Origin of the sequence: Saccharopolyspora terrae (assembly GCF_004348435.1) — a bacterium.
GTDB lineage: Bacteria > Actinomycetota > Actinomycetes > Mycobacteriales > Pseudonocardiaceae > Saccharopolyspora > Saccharopolyspora endophytica.
The window spans coordinates 59,449-84,263 of the sequence record NZ_SMKS01000014.1 but is presented as its reverse complement, the minus strand read 5'-3'; the positions used below and the strand labels follow the sequence as shown (position 1 = coordinate 84,263).

At 66.8% G+C, this 24,815-nt stretch carries 39 protein-coding genes; 3 read left to right on the top strand and 36 right to left on the bottom strand.

Features of this window, described 5'->3' with window-relative positions:
* The first annotated feature begins 105 nt into the window (after positions 1-105).
* A complete protein-coding gene (locus E1181_RS11470; protein ID WP_132673953.1) occupies positions 106-987 on the top strand; it encodes a DUF559 domain-containing protein in 882 nt (293 codons plus the stop codon).
* Positions 988-1,089: 102 nt separating this feature from the next.
* On the opposite strand, the gene truA is transcribed toward E1181_RS11470, so the two are convergent.
* The 8 genes from truA to infA form a co-directional block, all read right to left on the bottom strand.
* Positions 1,090-1,971 (bottom strand): tRNA pseudouridine(38-40) synthase TruA, encoded by an 882-nt coding sequence (gene truA, locus E1181_RS11465; RefSeq protein ID WP_132673952.1) that lies wholly within the window; start codon positions 1,969-1,971, stop codon positions 1,090-1,092.
* A gap of 17 nt (positions 1,972-1,988) precedes the next feature.
* Positions 1,989-2,510: a 50S ribosomal protein L17 gene (gene rplQ, locus E1181_RS11460; RefSeq protein ID WP_132673951.1), complete on the bottom strand. Its 522-nt coding sequence runs from the start codon at positions 2,508-2,510 to the stop codon at positions 1,989-1,991.
* Between the two features lie 50 nt (positions 2,511-2,560).
* Positions 2,561-3,643 carry a DNA-directed RNA polymerase subunit alpha gene (locus E1181_RS11455; protein ID WP_132624416.1) on the bottom strand — a complete coding sequence of 361 codons (1,083 nt, stop codon included), beginning with the start codon at positions 3,641-3,643 and terminating at the stop codon, positions 2,561-2,563.
* Between the two features lie 151 nt (positions 3,644-3,794).
* The gene (gene rpsD, locus E1181_RS11450; protein WP_132624414.1) at positions 3,795-4,400 is read right to left on the bottom strand and encodes a 30S ribosomal protein S4; all 606 of its coding nucleotides are present in this window, start codon (positions 4,398-4,400) and stop codon (positions 3,795-3,797) included.
* A gap of 27 nt (positions 4,401-4,427) precedes the next feature.
* Complete coding sequence (rpsK, locus tag E1181_RS11445) at positions 4,428-4,832, bottom strand: 30S ribosomal protein S11 (protein WP_093414154.1); 405 nt, start codon at positions 4,830-4,832, stop codon at positions 4,428-4,430.
* Between the two features lie 25 nt (positions 4,833-4,857).
* Positions 4,858-5,238, bottom strand: a complete 381-nt coding sequence (gene rpsM / locus E1181_RS11440) for a 30S ribosomal protein S13 (protein WP_093414155.1) — start codon at positions 5,236-5,238, stop codon at positions 4,858-4,860.
* Positions 5,239-5,403: 165 nt separating this feature from the next.
* Complete coding sequence (gene rpmJ, locus E1181_RS11435) at positions 5,404-5,517, bottom strand: 50S ribosomal protein L36 (RefSeq protein WP_010315372.1); 114 nt, start codon at positions 5,515-5,517, stop codon at positions 5,404-5,406.
* Between the two features lie 53 nt (positions 5,518-5,570).
* The gene (gene infA / locus E1181_RS11430; protein ID WP_009948665.1) at positions 5,571-5,792 is read right to left on the bottom strand and encodes a translation initiation factor IF-1; all 222 of its coding nucleotides are present in this window, start codon (positions 5,790-5,792) and stop codon (positions 5,571-5,573) included.
* 369 nt (positions 5,793-6,161) lie between these two features.
* Between infA and E1181_RS11425 the strand changes: the two genes are divergently transcribed.
* Both E1181_RS11425 and E1181_RS11420 read left to right on the top strand, forming a co-directional pair.
* A complete protein-coding gene (locus E1181_RS11425) occupies positions 6,162-6,800 on the top strand; it encodes a class I SAM-dependent methyltransferase (protein ID WP_328590876.1) in 639 nt (212 codons plus the stop codon).
* A gap of 115 nt (positions 6,801-6,915) precedes the next feature.
* Positions 6,916-7,512, top strand: a complete 597-nt coding sequence (locus tag E1181_RS11420; RefSeq protein WP_235876685.1) for a class I SAM-dependent methyltransferase — start codon at positions 6,916-6,918, stop codon at positions 7,510-7,512.
* Between the two features lie 4 nt (positions 7,513-7,516).
* Here E1181_RS11420 and map read toward each other — a convergent pair whose 3' ends face one another.
* The 28 genes from map to tuf form a co-directional block, all read right to left on the bottom strand.
* Positions 7,517-8,311 carry a type I methionyl aminopeptidase gene (gene map, locus E1181_RS11415; protein WP_132673950.1) on the bottom strand — a complete coding sequence of 265 codons (795 nt, stop codon included), beginning with the start codon at positions 8,309-8,311 and terminating at the stop codon, positions 7,517-7,519.
* A gap of 97 nt (positions 8,312-8,408) precedes the next feature.
* Entirely contained in the window at positions 8,409-8,963 is a 555-nt protein-coding gene (locus tag E1181_RS11410) for an adenylate kinase (protein ID WP_132673949.1), read from the bottom strand.
* Between the two features lie 194 nt (positions 8,964-9,157).
* Positions 9,158-10,471, bottom strand: a complete 1,314-nt coding sequence (gene secY / locus E1181_RS11405; RefSeq protein WP_132624410.1) for a preprotein translocase subunit SecY — start codon at positions 10,469-10,471, stop codon at positions 9,158-9,160.
* 286 nt (positions 10,472-10,757) lie between these two features.
* On the bottom strand, positions 10,758-11,357 hold the full coding sequence (locus E1181_RS11400; RefSeq protein WP_132673948.1) for a hypothetical protein: 600 nt from the start codon (positions 11,355-11,357) through the stop codon (positions 10,758-10,760).
* Positions 11,358-11,629: 272 nt separating this feature from the next.
* Complete coding sequence (locus E1181_RS11395) at positions 11,630-12,283, bottom strand: hypothetical protein (RefSeq protein ID WP_132673947.1); 654 nt, start codon at positions 12,281-12,283, stop codon at positions 11,630-11,632.
* A 12-nt stretch (positions 12,284-12,295) separates the two neighbouring features.
* Positions 12,296-12,787 carry a hypothetical protein gene (locus E1181_RS11390; RefSeq protein ID WP_132673946.1) on the bottom strand — a complete coding sequence of 164 codons (492 nt, stop codon included), beginning with the start codon at positions 12,785-12,787 and terminating at the stop codon, positions 12,296-12,298.
* Between the two features lie 327 nt (positions 12,788-13,114).
* The gene (gene rplO / locus E1181_RS11385) at positions 13,115-13,564 is read right to left on the bottom strand and encodes a 50S ribosomal protein L15 (RefSeq protein WP_132624390.1); all 450 of its coding nucleotides are present in this window, start codon (positions 13,562-13,564) and stop codon (positions 13,115-13,117) included.
* A 1-nt stretch (position 13,565) separates the two neighbouring features.
* Complete coding sequence (gene rpmD / locus E1181_RS11380) at positions 13,566-13,748, bottom strand: 50S ribosomal protein L30 (protein ID WP_132624388.1); 183 nt, start codon at positions 13,746-13,748, stop codon at positions 13,566-13,568.
* A gap of 5 nt (positions 13,749-13,753) precedes the next feature.
* Positions 13,754-14,368 (bottom strand): 30S ribosomal protein S5, encoded by a 615-nt coding sequence (rpsE, locus tag E1181_RS11375; RefSeq protein WP_132673945.1) that lies wholly within the window; start codon positions 14,366-14,368, stop codon positions 13,754-13,756.
* A gap of 35 nt (positions 14,369-14,403) precedes the next feature.
* Complete coding sequence (gene rplR / locus E1181_RS11370; protein ID WP_165943816.1) at positions 14,404-14,802, bottom strand: 50S ribosomal protein L18; 399 nt, start codon at positions 14,800-14,802, stop codon at positions 14,404-14,406.
* Between the two features lie 2 nt (positions 14,803-14,804).
* A complete protein-coding gene (gene rplF / locus E1181_RS11365) occupies positions 14,805-15,344 on the bottom strand; it encodes a 50S ribosomal protein L6 (protein ID WP_132673943.1) in 540 nt (179 codons plus the stop codon).
* 16 nt (positions 15,345-15,360) lie between these two features.
* Complete coding sequence (rpsH, locus tag E1181_RS11360; protein ID WP_132624380.1) at positions 15,361-15,759, bottom strand: 30S ribosomal protein S8; 399 nt, start codon at positions 15,757-15,759, stop codon at positions 15,361-15,363.
* Between the two features lie 243 nt (positions 15,760-16,002).
* Entirely contained in the window at positions 16,003-16,188 is a 186-nt protein-coding gene (locus E1181_RS11355; RefSeq protein WP_132624378.1) for a type Z 30S ribosomal protein S14, read from the bottom strand.
* A 3-nt stretch (positions 16,189-16,191) separates the two neighbouring features.
* The gene (gene rplE / locus E1181_RS11350) at positions 16,192-16,755 is read right to left on the bottom strand and encodes a 50S ribosomal protein L5 (protein ID WP_132673942.1); all 564 of its coding nucleotides are present in this window, start codon (positions 16,753-16,755) and stop codon (positions 16,192-16,194) included.
* Between the two features lie 2 nt (positions 16,756-16,757).
* The gene (rplX, locus tag E1181_RS11345) at positions 16,758-17,072 is read right to left on the bottom strand and encodes a 50S ribosomal protein L24 (protein WP_132673941.1); all 315 of its coding nucleotides are present in this window, start codon (positions 17,070-17,072) and stop codon (positions 16,758-16,760) included.
* Between the two features lie 2 nt (positions 17,073-17,074).
* The gene (gene rplN, locus E1181_RS11340) at positions 17,075-17,443 is read right to left on the bottom strand and encodes a 50S ribosomal protein L14 (RefSeq protein ID WP_010315405.1); all 369 of its coding nucleotides are present in this window, start codon (positions 17,441-17,443) and stop codon (positions 17,075-17,077) included.
* 148 nt (positions 17,444-17,591) lie between these two features.
* The gene (gene rpsQ, locus E1181_RS11335; protein WP_132624370.1) at positions 17,592-17,867 is read right to left on the bottom strand and encodes a 30S ribosomal protein S17; all 276 of its coding nucleotides are present in this window, start codon (positions 17,865-17,867) and stop codon (positions 17,592-17,594) included.
* Positions 17,864-18,106 carry a 50S ribosomal protein L29 gene (gene rpmC / locus E1181_RS11330; protein ID WP_132624368.1) on the bottom strand — a complete coding sequence of 81 codons (243 nt, stop codon included), beginning with the start codon at positions 18,104-18,106 and terminating at the stop codon, positions 17,864-17,866. Before rpmC ends, rpsQ begins: the two co-directional genes overlap by 4 nt.
* Positions 18,106-18,525 (bottom strand): 50S ribosomal protein L16, encoded by a 420-nt coding sequence (gene rplP / locus E1181_RS11325; RefSeq protein ID WP_132624366.1) that lies wholly within the window; start codon positions 18,523-18,525, stop codon positions 18,106-18,108. Before rplP ends, rpmC begins: the two co-directional genes overlap by 1 nt.
* Positions 18,526-18,528: 3 nt before the next feature.
* Complete coding sequence (gene rpsC, locus E1181_RS11320; protein WP_132624364.1) at positions 18,529-19,377, bottom strand: 30S ribosomal protein S3; 849 nt, start codon at positions 19,375-19,377, stop codon at positions 18,529-18,531.
* Positions 19,377-19,790, bottom strand: a complete 414-nt coding sequence (rplV, locus tag E1181_RS11315; protein WP_132624362.1) for a 50S ribosomal protein L22 — start codon at positions 19,788-19,790, stop codon at positions 19,377-19,379. The genes rpsC and rplV overlap by 1 nt, the downstream gene beginning before the upstream one ends.
* Before the next feature lie 42 nt (positions 19,791-19,832).
* The gene (rpsS, locus tag E1181_RS11310; protein ID WP_132673940.1) at positions 19,833-20,114 is read right to left on the bottom strand and encodes a 30S ribosomal protein S19; all 282 of its coding nucleotides are present in this window, start codon (positions 20,112-20,114) and stop codon (positions 19,833-19,835) included.
* 18 nt (positions 20,115-20,132) lie between these two features.
* A complete protein-coding gene (gene rplB, locus E1181_RS11305) occupies positions 20,133-20,966 on the bottom strand; it encodes a 50S ribosomal protein L2 (RefSeq protein ID WP_132673939.1) in 834 nt (277 codons plus the stop codon).
* Between the two features lie 31 nt (positions 20,967-20,997).
* On the bottom strand, positions 20,998-21,297 hold the full coding sequence (rplW, locus tag E1181_RS11300) for a 50S ribosomal protein L23 (RefSeq protein WP_093414194.1): 300 nt from the start codon (positions 21,295-21,297) through the stop codon (positions 20,998-21,000).
* Positions 21,294-21,977 carry a 50S ribosomal protein L4 gene (gene rplD, locus E1181_RS11295; RefSeq protein WP_132624358.1) on the bottom strand — a complete coding sequence of 228 codons (684 nt, stop codon included), beginning with the start codon at positions 21,975-21,977 and terminating at the stop codon, positions 21,294-21,296. Before rplD ends, rplW begins: the two co-directional genes overlap by 4 nt.
* Complete coding sequence (gene rplC / locus E1181_RS11290) at positions 21,977-22,627, bottom strand: 50S ribosomal protein L3 (RefSeq protein WP_132673938.1); 651 nt, start codon at positions 22,625-22,627, stop codon at positions 21,977-21,979. The genes rplD and rplC overlap by 1 nt, the downstream gene beginning before the upstream one ends.
* A gap of 35 nt (positions 22,628-22,662) precedes the next feature.
* The gene (gene rpsJ / locus E1181_RS11285) at positions 22,663-22,968 is read right to left on the bottom strand and encodes a 30S ribosomal protein S10 (protein WP_009948626.1); all 306 of its coding nucleotides are present in this window, start codon (positions 22,966-22,968) and stop codon (positions 22,663-22,665) included.
* A gap of 545 nt (positions 22,969-23,513) precedes the next feature.
* A complete protein-coding gene (gene tuf, locus E1181_RS11280; RefSeq protein WP_132673937.1) occupies positions 23,514-24,707 on the bottom strand; it encodes an elongation factor Tu in 1,194 nt (397 codons plus the stop codon).
* Positions 24,708-24,815: the final 108 nt, after the last annotated feature.

Below are 24,815 nucleotides of genomic sequence, written 5' to 3'. Positions count from 1 at the left end.
AGCCACCCAGACGGTGACTCCGAGTTGTGCACAGGTCGCCATGTTGTCCACGGATATTGCTCTTCTCAGTGCTAGAGCCCAGGTTTCGTGGTCACTCTGTGCTTCATGGACATCACTGCTCTCAGCTTCGACCGCCGCCGTTACCCACCGCTGTTCACTCGCGCTCAGGCGCAGGAACAGGGAGTTTCCGACTACAAGCTGGCCGCGTACTGCGTCCGCGTGCTGCAAGGGATCTACACCGTCCGTGATGCACCCATCACCCACGCACTCCGATGCCTCGCCGCGGCGATGACGTTGCCACCCGACGCGGTGATCACCGGCCGGTCCGCGGCAACCCTGCTCGGCGCGGACCTCGCCGGGCCGAAGGACGACGTCGAGGTGCTGGTCAGCGACCACAAGTACATGAACCGCCGAGCCGGGATCCGCGCGTGGGCGCGCAAGAGCAACGAGGACGAATACGTTCCCTGGCAGGGCATCAACATCGCCCGGATGACCCGTGCTGCTTTCGACGTGCTCGCCAGGCACACGGTCCGCTTCGCCGTGGCCAACTGCGACGCCATGCTGCGCGCCAGGCTCATCGACGAGACGTCATTGCACAACTTCCTCGCCAAACGGCACTACTACGGCTACCGCAAGGCCCTGCGCGCGTTGGCGCTGGTGGACGCGCGCGCCGAGTCGATCCCCGAGTCGATGCTCCGGGTGGAGCTGGTCCAGGCAGGGCTGAGCCCGGTGCCACAAGTGGAGGTGTTCGACCTGCTGGGCAGATTCGTCGCACGACTCGACCTCGCCTTCGAGGAGGAGAAGGTCGCTGTCGAGTACGACGGGAACTGGCACGCCAAACCCGAGCAGCGGGCGAAGGACGAAGCGCGGCGGCAACGACTCCGCGAGTGCGGCTGGACCATCATCGTCGTCACCCGAGACGACCTGTACGGGGACCCGAGCGCGGTGGTCACCGCAGTCAAGAGCGCCCTCGGCATGGGACCGTGAGACGACGATTCGAATTTCGCGCGAAATTCGAGCGTCGCGCGTGGCGTTCGAATTTCGCGCGAAATTCGAACGGGAGTGCTCTGGAGGGTGGCCGTCTCGGAGTCAGGGGAGGGTTCTGGTCGCTCGGGTTTGGTGCTTCCGCGCCGCGAGTTCTGAGTTCGCGGGGTAGTCGATGGCGCGGAGGGTGAGGCCGTGGGGTGGGGCCACCGCCGTGGTGCGGGTCTGCGCCGCCAGGAGGTCCGCCGGGTGGGACTCCGCGCGGCGGCCGTCGCCGGTCATCAGGAGGGTGCCGACGAGGCTGCGGACCATGGAGTGGCAGAAGGCGTCGGCCGAGACGTCGGCGACGATGAGGTTGTCCTCCACGCGGTTCCAGGTGAAGCGCTGGAGCTCGCGGATCGTCGTCGCCCCTTCCCGTGGCTTGCAGTAGGCCGCGAAATCGTTGAGGCCCAGGAGTTCTCGGGACGCCTCGTTCAGCGCGTCCACGTCCAGCGGACGGTTCCAGGCCAGGGTGTCCTTGCGCCGCAGCGGATCGGCGCCCCACGGGGCGTCCGAGACCTGGTAGCGGTAGTGGCGCCGCAGCGCCGAGAAGCGGGCGTCGAACTCCGGAGGGACCACCTGGGCGCCGAGGACCCGCACGTCCGGCGGGAGGATCCGGTTCCACCGGTGGACCATGCGCGTCAGGTCCGGGATCCCGCTCGAATCGACCGCCAGGCGACCGGGCGCCTCGGGATCCAGCGGGACGACGTCGAAGTGCAGCACCTGACCCGTCGCGTGCACACCGGTGTCCGTGCGACCGGCGACCACGACGGACTTGGGCACCTCACGACCCGGGGGCTGCTTGGCGAGCGCGTCCTCCACCAGCCCCTGCACGGTGCGCAGGCCCGGCTGCTTGGCCCAGCCCTTGAAGTCCGTGCCGTCGTAGGACAGGTCGAGGCGCACGCGAACGAGCCCGCCGTCCCCAGCGGGAACAGCGGGCTCGCTCACAGCATCACCGGCCAGAATCAGGACTCGTCCTTCTTCTCGGCGGAGGTGTCCTCAGTGGTCTCCACCTGAGCCTCAGCGGACTCGGTGGTTTCCACGGTCTCTTCGGCCTTGGGCTCCTCGGCCTTCGGCTCGTCAGCGGCGAACTTGGTGCCGCGGGCGGCCTCGGCCTCGGCGGTGGCGGTCTTCTCCGCAACCAGCGCGATCACGGCCATCTTCGCGTTGTCACCCTTGCGCGGCATCGTCTTGATGATGCGGGTGTAACCGCCGTTGCGGTCGGCGAAGAACGGGCCGATCTCGGCGAAGAGCTTGTGCACGACGTCCTTGTCGCGGATGGTCTTCATGACCTCGCGACGGTTGTGCAGGTCGCCCTTCTTGGCCTTGGTGATGAGCCGCTCGGCGATCGGCCGCAGCCGCTTCGCCTTCGCCTCGGTGGTGGTGATCCGACCGTGCTCGAACAGCGAGGTGGCCAGGTTGGCCAGGATGAGCCGCTCGTGCGACGGGGACCCGCCGAGACGCGGACCCTTGGTCGGGGTGGGCATCGGTTGCTCCTCTCGAGGGCGCGCCGGTGAACCCCGGACGCGCAACACAGCTACAGCTGCTCTGTCTCCGCGTAGTCCTGACCGTCGTCGTAGCCGTTGTCCTCGACGGGACCCGCCGAGCCAACGATGACCTCGTCCTCGGCGGTCCAGCTCTCCGCGGGGTACTCGGCCGCAGCTGCGGACGGGTCGAACCCGGGCGGGCTGTCCTTGAGGGCCAAGCCCAGACCGGCCAGCTTCATCTTGACCTCGTCGATGGACTTCGCACCGAAGTTGCGAATGTCCAGCAGGTCGGCCTCGCTGCGCGAAACCAGCTCGCCGACGGTGTGGATGCCCTCCCGCTTGAGGCAGTTGTAAGAGCGAACCGTCAGGTCCAGGTCCTCGATCGGCATCGCGTAGGCCGCGATGGTGTCGGCCTCCGCCGGCGACGGGCCGATCTCGATGCCCTCGGCATCGACGTTGAGCTCGCGGGCGAGCCCGAACAGCTCGACGAGAGTGCGTCCGGCCGACGCCACCGCATCGCGGGGCGTGATGGACGGCTTGCTCTCGACGTCGAGGATCAGCTTGTCGAAGTCGGTGCGCTGCTCGACACGAGTGGCCTCGACCTTGTAGGTCACCTTCAGAACCGGCGAGTAGATCGAGTCGACCGGGATGCGGCCGATCTCAGCACCGGTCTGCTTGTTCTGCATCGCGGGGACGTAGCCACGACCGCGCTCGACGACGAGCTCGATCTCCAGCTTGCCCTTCGCGTTGAGCGTGGCGATGTGCAGCTCGGGGTTGTGCACGGTGACACCGGCCGGCGGGACGATGTCCGCGGCGGTGACCTCACCCGGGCCCTGCTTGCGCAGGTACATGGTGACCGGCTCGTCCTCCTCGGAGGAGACGACGAGCTCCTTGATGTTCAGGATGACGTCGGTGACGTCCTCCTTCACACCCGGAATCGTGGTGAACTCGTGCAGCACACCGTCGATGCGCAGGCTGGTGACCGCCGCCCCCGGGATGGAGGAGAGCAGCGTACGACGCAGCGAGTTGCCCAGGGTGTAACCGAAGCCCGGCTCCAGCGGCTCGATGACGAACCGGGAACGGGTCTCCGACACGGCCTCTTCGGACAGTGTGGGTCGCTGGGAGATGAGCACTTCGTATTCCTTTCCTCACGGCGCCCGCTATTTGACGCCGATGGAACGGCATGCCCGCGAGAGAATCGCGGGCCGGCGACGGATTCCTGCACCGCCACCGCTGGTTGCGGACCGCCGGCGGCCGCCTCTGGAAGGCCGCTGGCGGGACGCGTCACTTCGAGTAGAGCTCGACGATGAGCTGCTCGGTGACCGGGGTGTCGATCTGCGCGCGCTCCGGGCGCTGGTGCACCAGGATGCGCAGGTTCGAGGGCACGACCTGGAGCCAGGCCGGAACCGGGCGCTCGCCGAGGGTTTCCTTGGCGATCAGGAACGGCGTGGTGCCCAGGGCCTTCGGCTTGACGTCGATGATGTCCCACTTCGAAACCTGGAAGCTGGGGACGTTCACCTTCTTGCCGTTGACCAGGAAGTGACCGTGGCTGACGAGCTGACGCGCCATGCGGCGGGTGCGAGCCAGACCAGCGCGGTACACGACGTTGTCCAGCCGGCTCTCCAGCAGCTGCAGGAGGTTCTCACCCGTCTTGCCCGGGCGGCGGTTGGCTTCCTCGTAGTACGCGCGGAACTGACGCTCGAGCACGCCGTAGGTGAACCGGGCCTTCTGCTTCTCCTGGAGCTGCAGCAGGTACTCGGTTTCCTTGATGCGCGCGCGACCGTGCTGCCCCGGCGGGTACGGGCGACGCTCGAATGCCTGGTCTCCGCCGACAAGGTCAACCTTGAGACGACGGGACTTGCGGGTCGCGGGACCGGTGTAACGAGCCATTGGTGATCCTTACTCCTTTCCCGCGGCTCAGACCCGACGACGCTTCGGCGGGCGGCAGCCGTTGTGCGGCTGCGGGGTCACGTCCTGGATGGTGCCCACCTCGAGGCCTGCGGCCTGCAGCGAGCGGATCGCCGTCTCCCGGCCCGAACCCGGACCCTTGACGAAGACGTCGACCTTCTTCATGCCGTGCTCGGCGGCCTTGCGGGCCGCGTTCTCGGCGGCCATCTGCGCGGCGAACGGGGTGGACTTGCGAGAGCCCTTGAACCCAACGTGGCCGGCCGAGGCCCAGCTGATCACCGCACCGGTGGGGTCGGTGATCGAAACGATCGTGTTGTTGAACGTGCTCTTGATGTGAGCCTGCCCGTGGGCAACGTTCTTCTTTTCCTTGCGCCGCACCTTCTTGACGGCGCCAGCGCGAGCCTTGGGTGGCATAGCTTTAGCTTTCTCCTAGCGAGGCTTACTTCTTCCCGGCCTTCTTCTTGCCGGCGACCGTCTTCTTCGGCCCCTTGCGGGTACGCGCGTTGGTCTTCGTCCGCTGCCCGTTGAGGGGCAGGTGACGACGGTGGCGCACACCCTCGTAGCAGCCGATCTCGATCTTCCGGCGGATGTCGGCCTGGACCTCGCGGCGGAGGTCACCCTCGACCCGGTAGTTCTCCTCGATGAAGTCGCGCAGCTTGGTCAGCTGCTCGTCGTCGAGGTCACGCGGCTTCGCGTCGGCCGAGACGCCGGTGCCGGAGAGGATCTCCTTGGCCCGGGTCTTGCCGATCCCGAAGATGTAGGTAAGCGCGATCTCCATGCGCTTTTCGCGCGGGAGGTCGACGCCAACGAGCCGTGCCATGTCGGCTCCTTCTCCTTATGTCAGTCCAGGTCTGCTCCCACGCCGCCCCCGCACGGGATGTGCGGAGCCCCGGCCTGGTCCGGAGGTCAGCCGGCTCAACTCGCGAGCCGACAGGTCGTGGGAGTTCTTCTCTGTTTCGCTTGCTGCGACCTCAGTGGTCTGCGGTCAGCCCTGACGCTGCTTGTGTCGGGCGTTGTCGCAGATCACCAGGACTCGTCCGTGACGACGAATGACCTGGCACTTGTCGCAGATGCGCTTCACACTCGGCTGGACCTTCACGGTCGTGCTCTCCTGTTGGACGCGTGTCCAGGTCTCCCCGGACACCGTGGAGGTCACTTGTAGCGGTAGACGATGCGCCCACGGGAGAGGTCGTAAGGCGAGAGCTCCACCACAACCCGGTCCTCGGGGAGGATTCGAATGTAGTGCTGGCGCATCTTGCCACTGATGTGTGCGAGGACCTTGTGGCCGTTCTCCAACTCGACACGGAACATCGCGTTGGGAAGCGGCTCGATCACCCGACCCTCGACCTCAATGGCCCCGTCCTTCTTGCCCATGTCCTCCGCGTTTCGTGACGGTGACGGTTTGCGGGGCGAAGCCCCTGCCACACGAACCGGAGGCCCCGGCACGCATGACCGACACACGCGGGATCCGATTCGAAATACCGATGACCACCCGATCCGGATACTCTTGAGCAGAGTCGCGCGGACGGACACTCCGGGCACAACGAACCGGCGCCACTCGTGCGCCGATAGTCCATCGTACGCGCAGCCCGATGAGCACCACACATCGGGGCTGCTCACACCGCATCCGCCGCCAGCGGCGGCTTGCGCCGATCTTCGGGCCCTCACTACTTTCGACCACATACTCGAACCCTCGACACCGGTGTCGAGGCGCGCCCACCCCGGAAACACCCGAGGAGCAGCGTGACAGCGCAGCAGCAGCCCACCGGCAGCACGGTGCAGGCGTTGGCCGGCAAGCTCGCCGAATACCGGACCTTCTTCAGCACCGCGGTCCGCAACCCGCACATGGTCGGCGCCGCCACACCCACCTCAGCCGCCGTGGCGGCCACCGTCGCGCAGGTCGTGCCCAGCACCGGCAGCCCCGTCGTGGTCGAGCTCGGCCCCGGGACCGGATCGCTGTCCGACGGCATCCACGCCCGCCTGCCCGCGGGTGCCCGCCACCTGGGCATCGAGCTCGGCGCCGACATGGTCGCGCACCTGCGCGAGCACAAGCCGTGGCTGGAGGTCGTGCACGGCGACGCCGGGGACCTGGTGTCGGTGCTCGCCGAACACCGGATCGACCGGGTCGACGCGGTGGTCAGCAGCATCCCGTGGTCGCTGCTCGACGACGAGGCCCAGGGCCACATCCTCGAACAGGCGGCCGAGGTCCTCGCGCCCAACGGCGCGTTCACGGCCCTGACCTACGTCCCGGCCGAGCGCACCCGCAACGCGCGCCGCTTCCGCGAGCGGCTGCACGAGACCTTCGACGAGGTCCTCACCCACACCACGTGGCGCAACTTCCCGCCCATCCTGCACTACATCTGCCGCCGTCCCCTGGTCTGAGCATTCCGACAACCGGGTACTTCCAGGCGAAAGGCCGATTTTCGGTCGACGTGGAGGTCCGATTGCGGACCGGTTACGGTCGGGCGGCATCAAACCCGGGGAGGGCAGGAGAGCCGTGAGCAAGTCACGCGAGTACCTGATGTTCGTGGGCCGCGCCGTCCAGAACCCGTCGAAGGTCGGCGCGGTGCTGCCGACCTCGGAACACGTGGCCCGCGCGGTCGCCGACGTCGTGCCCAGCCACGGCCCCAGCACGGTGCTGGAGCTCGGCCCCGGCACCGGGGCGCTCAGCGATCCCATCCGGGAGCGCGTCGCACCCGGGTCGCGGCATCTGGCGGTGGAGATCGATCCGCAGCTGGTCCGCTACCTCAACCGCACCAAGCCGTGGCTGGAGGTGATCCACGGGGACGCCTCCGACCTGCGCAAACTCCTCGCCGACGCGGGCGTGGACAGGGTGGATGCGGTGATCAGCTCGATCCCGTGGACGCTGCTGCCCGGCGACAAGCAGCGCGAACTGCTGCACGAGGCCGCCGCGGTGATGACCCCGGGCGGGGTGTTCACCACCGTCACCTACCTGACGACGCTGTGGCGCGCGCAGACCAAGGAGTTCATCGGCGCGCTCGACGACACATTCGACGAGGTGTTCCCCCGCAGCGCCGTCTGGCGCAACGTGCCGCCAGCGCGCGTCTACGCCTGCCGCCGGCCCAAGGGCTGAGGGCTCAGGCCTCTTCCGGGGCCGTGAGGACCCAAGGACCGTCTTCGGTGATGGCGACCGTGTGCTCCCAGTGGGCCGCACGGGAGCCGTCAGCGGTGACGACGGTCCAGGCGTCGTCGAGCTCCTCGGTCTCGGCGGTGCCGCCGGTCAGCATCGGCTCGACCGCCAGCGCCATGCCCACCCGCAGCTTCGGCCCGCGGCCCGGCTTGCCGAGGTTCGGCAGGAACGGCTCCATGTGCATCTGGGTGCCGATGCCGTGGCCGCCGTACTCGGCGATGATGCCGTAGTCGTGGCCGTCGGCCGCAGCCGCCGACACCGCGGCGGTCTCCACGGCGTGCGAGATGTCGGTGAGGCGGTTGCCGGCGCGCACCTTCTCGATGCCCGCCCACATGGACGCCTCCGTCGCGGCCGACAGCGCGCGGTCGGCGTCGCTGATCTCACCGATGGCCAGCGTGACGGCGGAGTCGCCGTGCCAGCCGTCGAGGATCGCGCCGCAGTCGACCGACAGCAGATCGCCCTCGGAGAGCACCTCGCGCACCGACGGGATGCCGTGCACGACCTTCTCGTTCAGCGAAGCGCAGATCGAACCGGGGAAGCCGTGGTAGCCCTTGAACGAGGGAACCGCACCGGCGTCGCGGATGACCTGCTCGGCGATGGCGTCCAGCTCGCCGGTGCTCGCACCCGGCACGGCCTTCTCCCGGACGGCCGCCAGCGCACGCGCGACGACCAGTCCGGCGGCTCGCATCGCCTCGATCTCACCGCGCGACTTGAGCTCGATGCCCTTACCCCGACGCAACAAGGCACTCACCTTCGAAGTATTGCTGGACGACGCCGGTTCGCGCCCGGCGAGGGAAATGCGACGGCCGGCCACCATCGGTGACCGGCCGCGCGAACGCTCACTGGTGGCTGCGCAGCGCTTCCAGAGCGCGGCCGGTGATCTCCTCGATCGAGCCCATGGCGTCGATCTTGATGACCTTGTCCTGGTAGTAGCCCAGGATCGGTTCGGTCTCCTCGTGGTACACCGCGAGGCGGCGGCGGATGACGTCCTCGGTGTCGTCCGAGCGGCCGCGCGCCAGCATGCGCTTGACCAGCTCCTCCTCCGGGACGTCGAACTGCACGACCGCGGTCAGCGCGAGGTCCTTCTCGCCCAGGATGCCGCCGAGCACCTCGGCCTGAGCGGTGTTGCGCGGGTAGCCGTCGAGCAGGAAGCCCTGGGCCGCGTCCTCGTCGCCGAGGCGGTCGCGCACCATCTCGTTGGTGACCTCGTCCGGCACCAGTTCACCGGCGTCCATGTAGCTCTTGGCCTTCTGGCCGAGCGGCGTGGAGTTGCCGATGTTCGCGCGGAACAGATCTCCGGTGGAGATGTGCGGCACACCGAGCTTCTCGCTGAGCACAGCCGCCTGGGTACCCTTACCGGCACCAGGCGGGCCGACGAGAACCAATCGCACCAAGGGTCTGCCTCCGAATCCTCACCATCGCGCGCCAACTGCTGACGAGCTACGCGGCACCGCCCCGTACCGACGGCGCTGCGATCCCAACCACCCTACGCATTGACGAGGGGCGGGCGAACACGCCCATGCGGAAGTCCGCGCAAGGGCAAGCACGCTGGTCCGGCCGTGTGCAGCACACGCCCGGACGCTCCACCTTACCTGAGGAAACCCTCGTACTTGCGCTGCGTGAGCTGGCTCTCGATCTGCTTCACGGTGTCCAGACCGACGTTGACCATGATCAGCACCGCGGTGCCGCCGAACGGGAAGTTCTGGTTCTGGCCCTGACCACCGGTCAGGCCCAGGAAGAACATCGGCAGGATCGCCACGATGCCCAGGTACAGCGAGCCGGGCAGGGTGATGCGGGAGAGCACGAAGCTCAGGTACTCCGCAGTCGGACGACCGGGGCGGATACCGGGGATGAACCCGCCGAACTTCTTCATGTCGTCCGCCCGCTCTTCCGGGTTGAACGTGATCGACACGTAGAAGTAGGCGAAGAAGATGATCAGCAGCATGTACAGCAGGATGTGCACCCAGCTGGCCGGATCGACGATGTAGGTCTGCAGGAAGCGCGCCCACCAGCTGTCCTGGTTGCCCGCCAGCTGACCGATCAGCTGCGGCAGGTACAGCAGCGACGAACCGAAGATGACCGGGATGACACCCGCCTGGTTCACCTTCAGCGGCAGGTACGTGGACGTGCCGCCGTACATCCTGCGGCCGATCATGCGCTTGGCGTACTGCACCGGGATCCGGCGCTGCGCCTGCTCGATGAACACCACGGTGGCGATGATCGCGACCGCGAACAGGCAGACCATGGCGAAGACCAGGCCGCCGTGCGAGGTCAGGATGTTGCCGCCCTCAGCGGGGATCCGCGAGGCGATCGAGACGAAGATCAGCAGCGACATGCCGTTGCCGATGCCGCGCTCGGTGATCAGCTCGCCCATCCACATCAGGACGGCCGCACCGGCGGTCATGACGACCACGATGGTGATCAGGTTCAGGACCGAGTCGTCCGGGATCGGCGAGACCGAGCAGCCCTGGAACAGCTGCCCGCGCACCGCGAGCGCGACGATGCCGGTGCCCTGCAGGACCGCCAGGGCGATCGTGAGGTATCGGGTGTACTGGGTGAGCTTGGCCTGGCCGGACTGGCCTTCCTTCTTCAGCTGCTCGAAGCGAGGGATGACCACCTGCAGCAGCTGGATGATGATGCTCGCCGTGATGTAGGGCATGATGCCCAGCGACAGCACCGACAGCTGCAGCAGCGCACCGCCGCTGAAGAGGGTGAGAAGAGAGTAGACACTCTGAGCGCCGCTGCCCTGAATCTGCTCGATGCACTGCTGGATGTTGGGGTACGACACCCCGGGCGACGGAATCGTCGCACCGAGGCGGTACAGCACCACCATTCCCAGCGTGAACAGGATCTTGCGGCGCAGGTCCGGCGTTGCCAGAGCCGAGCGGAAGGCGCCGAGCACGCGAACCTCCTGTACGCGAACCGGTCGGAACCGGCCGGAAAACAAGCGGCCGGCTTCGCCAGCCGGCACGGCGGGAAACTCCATGGACAAGGCCGTGGTCACCCACGGCACTACCGCGCGACTTTAGCAGGCCGCGAGGTGGATACGGACAGCGACCGAACCCTCACGACGATCAACGTTTCGCAACATCGCCGCCAAGCAGCGGCAACCGCGCCCTGTCAGGCGCGGTTGCCGTTATTCCCAGCTTGACCTGCGGTGTTGTCGAAGATCGACGATCACATCGGGGTCAACCGCAGTTGGCCTGCTTTTCTTCCTCGGTCATCGCCCGGGTGGACTGGGTGACCGTCCCGCCCTGGTCGTCGGCCGGGCCGCTGGCCTCGAAGTCGTTGACGTACCAGATGTAGTGGTCGTAGAACTTGTCCTCGAAGTGCAGCTCGTAGGTTCCCTTGGCCTTCTGCATCTTCGGGCCGTGGTAGACCTGCCCGACCTCACCGGGACGCACGGTGATGAAGGTGGTCTGCGACTCGGTGTGCTCGGACCGCCACTCGTGACCGTACGTGGCCTTGAAGGTCACCTTGAACACCTCGCCGAAGCTGGTGCTCATCGACAGCCCCACGCTGTTGCTCTCCGCGGTGCTGTCGGACCAGGCGACGTTCATCATCTGCTCCTTGTCGGTGCAGTTGAACACCGGCGAGCCGACCGCCTCCGAACTGTTCTGGTAGTACTCCACCTCGCCCTCGGGGTGGAACACGCAGCTGTCGGTGCCGTTGTCGCACTTCTCCAGCAGCTCGCGAACCGTGGGCTCGTCGGCCGCCGTGGCGGGCGGGGCCAGCAGCAGAGCCGCCCCGATCGCCGACACGCAGCTCACCGCGATGCGCTTCATCATCGAGTTCCTCTCGATCAACTTGAAGACCAACCGAACAACCCCCGCCCCCGAGAACCGCACCACGCCCGTCCCGACCCCTCCCAGAACCCGGATTACCGCAGTAATCGGGAACCTGATTACGGCCGTACTCAGGAACCCGACTACGGCCGTTTTCGGGGAGACCGGACTGCGGCCGTGTTCCGAGACCGGACTACGGCCGTTTTCGGGGGACGGATTACTGCCGTAATCGGGGGCCTGAATACGGGGGTGATCCGGTCAGGCCTGGTGGGCGGTTACGGGCAGGCGTCGACTTCTTCCTGGGTCATGTCCCGGGAGTGCTGGCTGACCGCGGTCGAAGAGTCCTGGGCGGGGCCGGTCGCCTCGAAGTCGTTGACGTACCAGATGTAGTGGTCGTGGAACTTGTCCTCGAAGTGCAGCTCGTAGGTGCCGCGCACCTTCTGCATCTGGGCGGCCCGCTCGACCCAGCCCACCTGGTGCGAGCCGGTGTCGACGAACGTCGACTGCGACTCGGTGTGCGACTCCTCCCAGGTGTGCTGGAAGGTCTGCTCGTAGGTGACGGCGAAGACCTTGCCGAAGCCGGCCTCGGTGGTCATCGACAAACCGACGCTGTTGCTCTGCGACGTGGTGTCCGACCAGGTGACGCTGTGGCGCTGGTCGTCCGGGGTGCAGTTGTAGACCGGGTCGCCGACCTGCTTGCTGTCCGCGGTGAAGTACTCCGGCTCGCCGGCCGGGTGGAACACGCAGCTGTCGGTGCCGTTGTCGCACTTCTCCAGCAGCTCGCGAACGGTCGGGTCCTCGGCGGCGTTGACGCCCCGGGCGTTGATGACGCCCGCGTCCTCAGCGGCCGCGTTCGCGGTGACGGGCACGACCAGCGCGCCGAACGCGCTCGCCGACGCCACCAGGGTGCGAATCGTTCGTGCTCGCATGGCGAATTCCCCTCAGCTCAGACCGACGGACTGGGTGCGGTCGTTCAGCATCGAACCGACGTCGGGCGTGTTCTCCTTGAACGGCCCGTCGCGCTCGCCGCCCAGATCGGGCTCCGGGTACAGCCAGATCCAGCAACCGCCCCACGGCTGAACCGAGGAGACGACGTTCTTCCAGTCGTCGGGCAGGTTGATCTGGAAGTTGACGACACCGTCCTTCTCGCACATGCCGGAGCCGTAGACGGTGAAGCTCCCGCCGCCGTAGTTGGGGTCGGCGAACAACGTCGCCTGGATGACGTCCCCACGCGCGTCCCTCGACTGCGCGGTGGCCTCGGCCAGCGTCTTGAAGCACAGCGTTTCGCCGGTGCTGAAGTGATAGCTGCAGTGCGAATCCGGTTTCGGGGCCACCGGCCCGCCGGCCTGGGCCACCGCTGTTCCCGGGACAACCGCGGCCAACACCGCGACGATCACCAGGACGGCACGCCGTCCCACCTGTCGTGGTCGCATATGCCGTCGCTCCTCCCTCGATTCATCAGCGCCGTCCGGGTGAAACGGCGTCGATAAAGCTAGGGAGTCCTGTGACGGGGACAACACCATCGAAGAGCAGCTGTGCGAACCCACCTTCGCTTGAAACTCTTCGGTGGATCTTGTTCGGCTGAAGAGCTGCCCGGGGATTCCGACGTGTCGCCGTGCGGGAATCGCGATCTGGCTAAGTGAACTGCCAAGGGTGATTCCCCGTGCGCACACGGTATCGCGTCCGTGAATGTGTGGGAATCACCAGAAAATAAAAGACCCGCCATCCCGGTTGGATGGCGGGTCTTCTACAGAACTGGATCAGCGCTCGAGCTTGGTGACAGAGCCGCCAGCGGCGGTGATCTTCTCCTGAGCGCTGCCGGTGAAGGCGTGAGCGGTGACGTCCAGCTTGACGCCCTCCAGGTCCCCGTCGCCGAGGATCTTCACCAGCTCGTTCTTCTTGACCAGGCCCTTGGCGACGAGCTCGTCGAAACCGACGGTACCACCCTCGGGGAACGCCTGGGCCAGCTTGCCGAGGTTCACACCCTGGTACTCGGTGCGGAAGCGGTTCTTGAAGCCCTTGAGCTTCGGGAGCCGCATGTGGATCGGCATCTGCCCACCCTCGAAACGAGGGGAGACGGTCTTGCGGGCCTTGGTGCCCTTGGTACCGCGGCCGGCGGTCTTGCCCTTGGAGCCCTCACCGCGGCCGACGCGGATCTTGTCGCGCTTGGCGCCAGGGGCCGGACGCAGGTCGTGCAGTTTGATGACCATGTCAGTCGACCTCCTCGACCGTCACCAGGTGACGGACGGCATTGACCATGCCGCGCACGTTCGAGTCGTCCGGGCGAACCACGGACTGACGGATCTTGCGCAGGCCGAGGCTGCGCATGGTGTCGCGCTGGTTCTGCTTCGAGCCGACCAGCCCGCGCACCTGAGTGATCTTGAGCTGTGCCATGACGATCAGACCCCCGTCCCGGCGGCACGCGCACGCATGATGAACGCCGGAGCGACATCTTCCAGCGGCAGGCCACGGCGAGCCGCGACCTCCTCCGGACGCTGCAGCTGCTTGAGGGCGTCCACCGTGGCGTGCACGATGTTGATCGGGTTGTCCGAGCCCAGCGACTTGCTCAGCACGTCGTGGACACCGGCGCACTCCAGCACCGCGCGCACCGGGCCACCGGCGATGACACCGGTACCGGCGCTGGCCGGACGCAGCAGCACGACGCCGGCGGCGTCCTCGCCCTGCACCGGGTGCGTGATGGTGCCGCCCAGGCGCGGGACGCGGAAGAAGTTCTTCTTCGCCTCCTCGACGCCCTTGGCGATGGCCGCGGGAACTTCCTTGGCCTTGCCGTAGCCGACACCGACCATGCCGTCGCCGTCGCCGACGACGACCAGCGCGGTGAAGCTGAAGCGCCGACCACCCTTGACGACCTTCGCGACGCGGTTGATGGTCACGACACGTTCGAACTGCGGGGTCTTCTCTTGGGCCGCCCCGCCACGGCCGCCGTCGCGGCGGTCCCGGCGGTCCTTGCCGCCGGACTCCCCGCCGCCTTCACGCCGAGTGCGTCCAGGCATCAGGCGTCCCTTCCAGTCTCGTTCTTACGCACTTGTCAGAACTCCAGTCCGCCGTCACGGGCGGCGTCGGCCAGAGCGGCCACGCGACCGTGGTAGGCGTTGCCGCCGCGGTCGAACACGACCTTCTCGACACCGGCGTCCTTGGCACGGGCGGCGACGAGCTCGCCGACCTTGGTGGCCACGGCCTTCTTGTCACCCTCGAAGCCGCGGAGCTCGGACTCCAGGCTCGTGGCCGACGCAACGGTGTGGCCCTTGGTGTCGTCGATGACCTGCGCGGTGATGTTGCGCAGCGACCGAGTGACGACCAGACGCGGGCGCTCGGCGGTGCCCAGGATCTTCTTCCGGAGGCGCGTGTGACGCTTGGCGCGGGCGAGCCGACGCTTGGTCGAGATGTCCTTGCCAACCGGCTTGCGCTTGGTAGCTGTCTCGCTCATGGTCACTTACCCGTCTTTCCGACCTTGCGGCGGATGGTCTCACCCGCGTACCGGACACCCTTGCCCTTGTACGGGTCGGGCTTGCGCAGCTTGCGGATACGAGCCGCGATCTCGCCGACCAGCTGCTTGTCGATGCCCTTGACCGAAAGCTTGGTCGGGCCGTCGACCGCGAACTGAATGCCGTCCGGCGGCTCGATCACGATGGGGTGGCTGTAGCCGAGGGAGAACTCGAGGTTCGATCCCTTCTGCAGCACTCGGTAACCGACGCCCATGATCTCCAGGTCCTTCTGGTATCCCTGGCTGACGCCGATCACCATGTTGTTCACGAGAGTCCGGGTCAGCCCGTGCAGCGACCGGCTCTCCCGCTCGTCGTTGGGGCGCTTGACCAGCACCGCGCCGTCCTCGTCCTTCTCGACGACGATCGGCTCGCGGACCTGGTGAGCAAGCTCGCCCTTGGGGCCCTTCACGGTCACCGCCTGGCCGTCGATGTTCACCTCGACGCCGGAGGGGACGGTGATCGGCAGCTTTCCGATGCGCGACATAGCCGCTCCTCCTCCCTTACCAGACGTAGGCGAGGACTTCCCCGCCCACGCCCTTCTTCATGGCCTGCCGGTCGGTCACGAGACCGCCGGAGGTCGAGATGATGGCGACGCCCAGACCACCGAGAACCTTGGGCAGGTTCGTGGACTTGGCGTAGACCCGCAGACCGGGCTTGGAGACCCGGCGCAGGCCCGCGATGCTCCGCTCGCGGTTCGGGCCGTACTTCAGCTCGACGACGAGGTTCTTGTGAGTCTCCCCGTCCTCGACGCGGGAGCCGGCGACGTAGCCCTCCCGCTTGAGGATCTCGGCGATGTTCGCCTTCAGCTTGGAGTGCGGCATCACGACCTCGTCGTGGTATGCCGAGTTTCCGTTGCGCAGACGCGTCAGCATGTCTGCGATCGGATCGGTCATCGTCATGACCTGCTCAACCTTTCTCGTCTGGTTCCGATGAGCCCGGACCGCGACCCACCCGGAGGGCGGGCGTCTGGACTCTGGCCTGGACGAAGTTCGGGGTCTCCCGCCACGGTGACGGGGCCCTGTTCAGTCGTGCGCAAGCACGGCTCGCGTGCGGAGCGTGGGCATCAGCCCTGGTAGCGCCTGCTTCAGGGTAAGGGTCGCCGGATCAGACCGGGCAACCGGGACCCCGAAGCAGGCGGGTGCTCACCAGGAAGACTTGCTCACGCCGGGCAGCTCGCCCGCGTGCGCCATCTCGCGGAAGCAAACGCGGCACAGGCCGAACTTGCGGAACACGGAGCGCGGACGCCCGCACTTCTGGCAGCGGGTGTAGCCGCGAACCTTGAACTTCGGCTTCTGGGCCGCCTTGATAACCAGCGCCTTCTTCGCCATCGCTCAGTTCTCCTTGAACGGGAAGCCCAGGTGCTTCAGCAGCGCCCGGCCCTCGTCATCGTTGGTGGCAGTGGTAACGACGGTGATGTCCATACCCCGCGGGCGGTCGATGTTGTCCGGGTTGATCTCGTGGAACATCGACTGCTCGTTGAGGCCGAACGTGTAGTTGCCCCTGCCGTCGAACTGCTTCGGCGAGAGACCGCGGAAGTCACGGATTCGCGGCAGCGCGATGGTGACCAGGCGGTCCAGGAACTCCCACATGCGGTCGCCGCGCAGGGTCACCCGCGCGCCGATCGGCTGGCCCTCGCGCAGCTTGAACTGCGCGATGGACTTGCGGGCCCGACGGATCTCGGGCTTCTGGCCGGTGATGGAGGTGAGGTCGCGAACCGCGCCCTCGATCAGCTTGCTGTCCCGCGCGGCGTCGCCAACACCCATGTTGACCACGACCTTGACCGCGCCCGGCACCTGCATCACGTTGGAGTAGTTGAACTCCTCGTTCAGGGCCTGGCGGATCTCCTCGCGGTACCGGGTCTTGAGCCGGGGGACGATCTTCTCAGCAGTAGTCATGATCAGATGTCCTTACCGTTGCGGCGCGAGACGCGAACCTTCTTGCCGTCCTCGTCGATGCGGTGACCGACGCGGGTCGGCTTGCCGTCCGAGTCCACGACCATCACGTTGCTCACGTGGATCGGGGCTTCCTGGGTGACGATGCCGCCGGACTGCGCGCCACGCTCGGTCCGGGAGACCTTGGTGTGCTTCTTGATCCGGTTGACACCCTCGACCAGGACCCGCTGCTCCGCCGGCATGGCCTGGATGACCTTGCCCTTGGCGCCCTTGTCCTTACCGGAGATGACGACGACCGTGTCGCCCTTCTTGATCTTCATGATCACAACACCTCCGGCGCGAGCGAGATGATCTTCATGAACTTCTTGTCGCGCAGTTCTCGGGCCACCGGCCCGAAGATGCGGGTGCCTCGCGGCTCGCCACCCGGCTTCACCAGGACGGCGGCGTTCTCGTCGAACCGGATGTAGGAACCATCCGCGCGACGCTTTTCCTTCTTCTGGCGGACGATGACGGCCTTGACCACATCGCCCTTCTTGACTCCGGCACCGGGGATGGCTTCCTTGACGGTCGCCACGATGATGTCCCCGAGGCCCGCGTAGCGCCGGCCCGACCCACCGAGGACACGGATCGTAAGGATCTCCTTGGCCCCGGTGTTGTCGGCGACGCGAAGTCGCGACTCCTGCTGGATCACGTATGACTCCTGACCCTAAGTGCCCGAACCTTGTGCCCGGACACACTCTGGCGTGCCAAATTGCCGACCTGACACGCGCGGTCAACTACCACAAGCGAAACGGCCGGCCGCTGATCTTGCCGGCGACCGGCCGGTTCACTGGTGTTCGTTACTTGGCCTTCTCGACGACCTCGACCAGTCGCCAGCGCTTGCTGGCCGACAGCGGCCGGGTCTCCATCAGCAGCACCCGGTCACCGACGCCGGCCGAGTTGGCCTCGTCGTGCGCCTTGACCTTGGTGGTCTGACGCATGACCTTGCCGTAGAGGGCGTGCTTCTTGCGGTCTTCCAGGGAGACCACGATCGTCTTGTCCATCTTGTCCGAGACGACGTAGCCCTCGCGCACCTTGCGGCTGTTGCGCTCCACGCCCTGTCCTTTCTCACTCATGCCGCGCCCTCCTCAGCGCCTTCGGGGTTAACCGTCAGGCCCAGTTCGCGCTCGCGCATGATGGTGTAGATCCGGGCGATGTCCTGTCGGACGACGCGCAGCCGCCGGTTGTTCTGCAGCTGACCAGTGGCCATCTGGAACCGGAGGTTGAACAGCTCTTCCTTCGATTCCTTCAGCCGCTGCACGAGCTCCTCGTTGTCCAGCTCGCGGAGCTCGGATGCGGTGACACCCGCTGCCATCAGAAGTCACCACCCTCGCGGGACACGATCTTGCACTTCATCGGGAGCTTGTGCGCCGCACGAGTCAACGCCTCGACCGCCGTCTTCTCGTTCGGGAAGGTCAGCTCGAACATGATGCGTCCGGGCTTGACGTTGGCGACCCAGGACTCCGGCGAACCCTTACCGGAACCCTGACGGGTTTCGGCCGGCTTCTTGGTCAGCGGGCGGTCCGGGAAGATGTTGATCCACACCTTGCCGCCACGCTTGACGTGCCGGGTGATCGCGATACGCGCCGACTCGATCTGCCGGTTGGTCACGTAGCCGTGCTCGATCGCCTGAATGCCGTACTCGCCGAAACTGATCCGGGTGCCACCCTTGGCGAAGCCCTTACGCTTCGGCGCGTGGCTCTTGCGCCACTTCACCCTGCGTGGGACGAGCACGTCTCAGCCCTCCGTCTTCTCTTCAGCCGGCGCAGCCTGCGGCTGCTCGCCCTCCGCGGCCTTGGTCTCGGCCTTGGCGGACTTGTCAGCTGCACCGCGCTCACCGCGGTCCGCACCGCCACGACGACGGCCACCGCGGTCACCGCGGCCACCACGCTCGTTGCGGTCGTTGCCACCGCCGCGCGGCGGACGGACCTCGGACTCCTGCTGCTTCTGCTTCAGGCCACCGACCAGCTCGCCCTTGTAGATCCACACCTTGACGCCGATGCGCCCGAAGGTGGTGCGGGCCTCGAAGAAGCCGTAGTCGATGTCCGCGCGCAGCGTGTGCAGCGGGACGCGACCCTCGCGGTAGAACTCCGAGCGCGACATCTCCGCGCCACCCAGACGTCCGCCGCACTGCACCCGGATGCCCTTGACCTGCGACGAGCGCATGGCCGACTGAATGGCCTTGCGCATCGCGCGACGGAAGGACACGCGGTTGGACAGCTGCTCGGCCACACCCTGTGCGACCAGCTGGGCGTCCGCCTCGGGGTTCTTGACCTCGAGGATGTTGAGCTGAACCTGCTTGCCGGTCAGCTTCTCCAGCGCACCGCGGATGCGGTCCGCCTCGGCACCGCGACGGCCGATGACGATGCCCGGCCGGGCGGTGTGAATGTCCACGCGGACGCGCTCACGGGTGCGCTCGATCTCCACCTTCGAGATCCCAGCGCGCTCCATCCCGCGAGACAGCTGCCGGCGGATCTTGACGTCTTCCGCGACGTACTCCGAGTACTGCTTGTCGGCGTACCAGCGAGACTTCCAGTCCGTGGTGATGCCGAGTCGGAAGCCGTGCGGGTTGATCTTCTGACCCACTACCGGGCACTCCCCTTCTGGCTCTTTCGGGACTTGGTCACCGCGGGCCGAGATTCGACCTCGACCGTGATGTGGCTGGTCCGCTTCCGGATCCGGTACGCACGGCCCTGCGCGCGCGGCCGGAACCGCTTCAACGTCGGACCCTCGTCCACGTACGCGTGGTTCACGACCAGCGTCTCGGGATCGAGGGAAAGGTTGTTCTCCGCGTTGGCGATCGCACTGGCGAGCACCTTCGACACCGGACCGCTGGCGGTCTGCGGCGCGAACTGAAGCACAGCCAGGGCATCGCTGGCGCTCCGGCCCTTGATGAGCTCGACCACGCGCCGCGCCTTCATCGGCGACACGCGGACGAACCGGGCCCGCGCCACTGCCCGCGGGGCTTCCGCGGCAGTGGAGTCGGAACGGGCTGTCATCCTGCTACCCCTTGCTCTTACTCGTTCGTGTCACAGACCCGCTCAGCGGCGGCGCGACTTCCGGTCATCCTTGACGTGGCCCTTGAAAGTGCGGGTCGGGGCGAACTCGCCCAGCTTGTGCCCCACCATCGACTCGGTGACGAACACCGGGACGTGCTTGCGACCGTCGTGCACCGCGAAGGTGTGGCCCAGCATGTCCGGGATGATCGTCGACCGACGGGACCAGGTCTTGATCACGGTCTTCTTGCCCGACTCGTTAAGCGCGTCCACCTTCTTGAGCAGGTGGTCGTCCACGAACGGGCCCTTCTTCAGGCTGCGTGGCATGTTTGCTTACCTCCCTGCTCAGCGCTTCTTGCCGGTACGCCGGCGGCGGACGATGAGCTTGTCACTCGGCTTGCGGAGACGGGTACGACCCTCCGGCTTACCGTTCGGGTTGACCGGGTGGCGACCACCGGAGGTCTTGCCCTCACCACCACCGTGCGGGTGGTCCACCGGGTTCATGACGACACCGCGGACGGTCGGGCGCTTGCCCTTCCACCGCATGCGGCCGGCCTTGCCCCAGTTGATGTTGGCGTGCTCCGAGTTGCCGACCTCGCCGACGGTGGCACGGCAGCGCGCGTCCACGTTGCGGATCTCGCCCGAAGGCATCCGCAGCTGGGCGTACGGGCCGTCCTTGGCCACCAGCTGCACCCGGGCACCGGCCGAGCGAGCGATCTTCGCGCCCTGACCGGGGCGGAGCTCGATCGCGTGGATCACGGTACCGGTGGGGATGTTGCGCAGCGGCAGGTTGTTACCCGGCTTGATGTCGGCCCGAGCGCCGCTCTCGATCGGGTCGCCCTGCTTCACACCGTTCGGCGCGATGATGTACCGCTTCTCGCCGTCGGCGTAGTGCAGGAGCGCGATCCGAGCGCTGCGGTTCGGGTCGTACTCGATGTGCGCGACCTTGGCCGGCACACCGTCCTTGTCGTTGCGGCGGAAGTCGATCAGGCGGTAGGCCCGCTTGTGACCGCCACCCTTGTGCCGCGTGGTGATCTTGCCCTGAGCGTTGCGGCCCGCCTTGCGATTCAGCGGGACGATCAACGACTTCTCCGGCTCCGTCCGGGTGATCTCGGCGAAGTCGGACACGCTCGAGCCACGACGGCCAGGCGTCGTCGGCTTGTACTTGCGAATGCCCATTTCTAAAGCAACCTCGTCCTAATCAGCACCGTCAGGCGGCCGGACCGCCGAAGATCTCGATCGCCTTGCTCTCCGGCGTCAGGGTGACGATGGCCCGCTTGGTGTCCTTGCGCTTGCCGAACCCGGTGCGGGTGCGCTTGCGCTTGCCGTTGCGGTTGATCGTGTTGACGCTGGCGACCTTGACGTCGAAGATCTGCTCAATGGCGATCTTGATTTCGGTCTTGTTCGAGCGCGGGTCCACCAAGAAGGTGTACTGCGACTGCTCCAGCAGTCCGTAGCTCTTCTCGGAGATCACCGGCTTGAGGATGATGTCCCGGGGGTCGGCGCTCACTGCTCTGCCTCCTCAGCGGAAGAAGCGGCGGCCTTGACCGACCGGCCCTTGGCCGGACCTGCGACGAAACGGTCGTAGGCGGCCTTGGTGAACACAACGTCGTCGCTGTTGAGCACGTCGTAGGTGTTCAGCTGACCCGGGTCGATCAGGTGCACGTTCTGCAGGTTCCGCAGGCTCAGCCACGAGTTCTGCTCCTCGTGGCGGTCGAGCACGACCAGAACCTTCTTGGCTTCGGTCCAGTTCCGCAGCGCGGTCTTGGCCGACTTCGTGGACGGCTGCTCGCCGCCGACAACGCCGGTGACCACGTGCAGCTGGCCGGCGCGAACCCGGTCGGAGAGGGCACCGCGCAGGGCGGCCTTCACCATCTTCTTCGGGGTCCGCTGGGTGTAATCCCGCGGCTGCGGGCCGTGGACGGTGCCACCGCCGGCGAACTGAGGGGCGCGGATGGAGCCCTGACGGGCGTTACCGGTGCCCTTCTGCCGGTACGGCTTCTTGCCGCCGCCGGAGACCTGACCGCGGGTCTTCGTGGCGTGCGTGCCCTGGCGAGCCGCGGCCAGCTGGGCCACGACGACCTGGTGCATCAGCGCCACGTTGGCCTGCGCGTCGAAAATCTCGGCCGGCAGCTCGACGGTGCCGTCGGTCTTGCCGTCCGGGGTACGGACGTCGAGCGTCAAGCTCATCACGCACCACCCTTCGCGGGGCTCTTAACCAGCACCAGGCCGCCCTTGGGACCGGGCACGGCGCCCTTGATCAGCAGCAGGCCGTTGTCGCCCTCGACCTTGTGCACCTTCAGGTTCTGCGTGGTGACGCGGTTGGAACCCATCCGCCCCGCCATGCGCATGCCCTTGAAGACGCGACCGGGGGTCGCGCAGCCGCCGATGGAACCCGGCTTGCGGTGCACCGCCTGAGCACCGTGGCTCATCGGCTGCCGGTGGAAACCGTGCCGCTTAATGGTGCCCGCGAAGCCCTTGCCCTTGCTGGTGCCGACCACGTCGACCACCGCGCCGGCCTCGAAGAGGTCCGCGCTGATCTCCTGGCCGAGCTCGTACTCACCGGCATCCGCGGTGCGCAGCTCCACGACGTGGCGGCGCGGGGTGACACCGGCCTTGGTGAAGTGGCCGCCACGCGGCTTGTTCACCCGGCGGGGGTCGATGGCGCCGAACGCCAGCTGCACGGCCGAGTAGCCGTCCTTCTCGGGGGTCCGGATCTGGGTGATCACGTTCGGCCCGGCCTGCACGACGGTCACCGGGATGACCCGGTTCTGGTCGTCGAAGACCTGGGTCATGCCGAGCTTCGTGCCCAGAATCCCCTTGATCTGCCTGTCAGACATTGGTCTCGTTCTCTCCGCTACCTCGTCGCCGTGCCTTACTGGATGTTCACGTCGACGCTGGCCGGCAGGTCGATGCGCATCAACGCGTCGACCGTCTTCGGCGTCGGTTCGAGGATGTCGATGAGCCGCTTGTGCGTACGCATCTCGAAGTGCTCCCGCGAGTCCTTGTACTTGTGCGGGGAGCGGATGACGCAGTAGACGTTCTTCTCAGTGGGCAGCGGCACTGGCCCCACGACCCGAGCGCCGGTGCGCGTCACGGTCTCGACGATCTTGCGTGCGGACGCGTCGATCGCCTCGTGGTCGTAGGCCTTGAGCCGGATGCGGATCTTCTGTCCCGCCATGGTGGCTTGCCGTTCCTCTAGTCTCGTGCCGCGGTCAGGTACATGGGTGCAGGGCGCACCCATCGGTGCCCCTCACGGCCCTCAGCGTGGTGTCGTCCCCGATACCGGGAGCCGTCACAGCTCTCAGTCCGCCCCTGTTCAAGTGTGTTGGTGCCCGGTACACGCGGTCGGGCGTGTCGCCCAGCTGTCGCATACCGGTCCCCTCGAACGTCGCCGATGGGGTGGGCCCGAAAGCCCGTACACCTTCTTGTGCCCTGCTCGGCCGACCGAAAGCGGCCGGGGGATCGGGTTCCGAAAGAGAACGGAGCCGAACACCGAACAAGGGCGCGAGGCCCTCGCACCAGGGCGGCCGGAGCTTCGTCGCGACTACCAGGACCGATCACGTCGATCCGCGAGTCTGAAATTCCGGCCGCCCTGAACGAGCAACCCATACAGGATGGCACATCCTCTGCACCACCCAAAATCGGGGGTCGTTTTACGGGACCGAGGTCACCGCAAAACAAGAGAGGGCCCGCCTCCCGCGAGGGAAGCGGGCCCTCGTCACGTCACTTGGTGATCTTGGTGACGCGACCGGCGCCGACGGTGCGGCCACCCTCGCGGATCGCGAAGCGCAGACCCTCGTCCATCGCGATGGGCTGGATCAGCTGGACCGACATCTCGGTGTTGTCGCCCGGCATGACCATCTCGGTGCCCTCGGGCAGGGTCACAACGCCGGTGACGTCCGTGGTCCGGAAGTAGAACTGCGGACGGTAGTTGTTGAAGAACGGCGTGTGACGGCCACCCTCGTCCTTGGACAGGATGTAGACCTGCGCCTCGAACTCGGTGTGCGGGGTGGTGGTGCCCGGCTTCACGACGACCATGCCGCGCTCGACCTCTTCGCGCTTGATGCCGCGAATCAGCAGACCGACGTTGTCGCCCGCCTGGCCCTCGTCGAGGAGCTTGCGGAACATCTCGACACCGGTGACGGTGGTCTTGAGCGGCTTCTCCTTGATGCCGACCAGTTCCACCTCCTCGTTCACCTTGATGATGCCGCGCTCGATGCGGCCGGTGATGACGGTGCCGCGGCCGGTGATCGAGAAGACGTCCTCGACCGGCATCAGGAACGCCTTCTCGGTGTCACGCACCGGGTCCGGAACGTTCTCGTCGACGGCGGTCATCAGCTCGACGATCTTGTTGGCCCACTCCTCGTCGCCCTCCAGCGCCTTCAGCGCGGAGACGCGCACGACCGGCACGTCGTCGCCCGGGAACTCCTGGGACGACAGCAGCTCGCGGACCTCCATCTCGACGAGCTCGAGGATCTCCTCGTCGTCGACCATGTCGGACTTGTTCAGCGCGACCAGGATGTAGGGCACGCCGACCTGGCGAGCCAGCAGCACGTGCTCGCGGGTCTGCGGCATCGGGCCGTCGGTCGCGGCGACCACCAGGATCGCGCCGTCCATCTGGGCGGCACCGGTGATCATGTTCTTCACGTAGTCAGCGTGCCCCGGAGCGTCGACGTGAGCGTAGTGACGCTTCTCCGTCTGGTACTCCACGTGCGCGATCTGAATCGTGATACCGCGCTCTTTTTCCTCCGGCGCCTTGTCGATCTCGTCGAACGGCGTGAAGGGGTTCAGCTCCGGGTACTTGTCGTGCAGAACCTTGGTGATGGCTGCGGTGAGCGTGGTCTTGCCGTGGTCAACGTGACCGATGGTCCCGATGTTGACGTGCGGCTTGTCCCTCTCGAACTTCGCCTTCGCCACTGGATTGTCCTCCTGGACTTGTTAACTTTCCGCCGTACGACTTGTTGTGCCAGGCGGAGTCCTGTCGGGTAGGTGACGAGCGGATCGCTTCCGAAGTGGTCGCTGCCC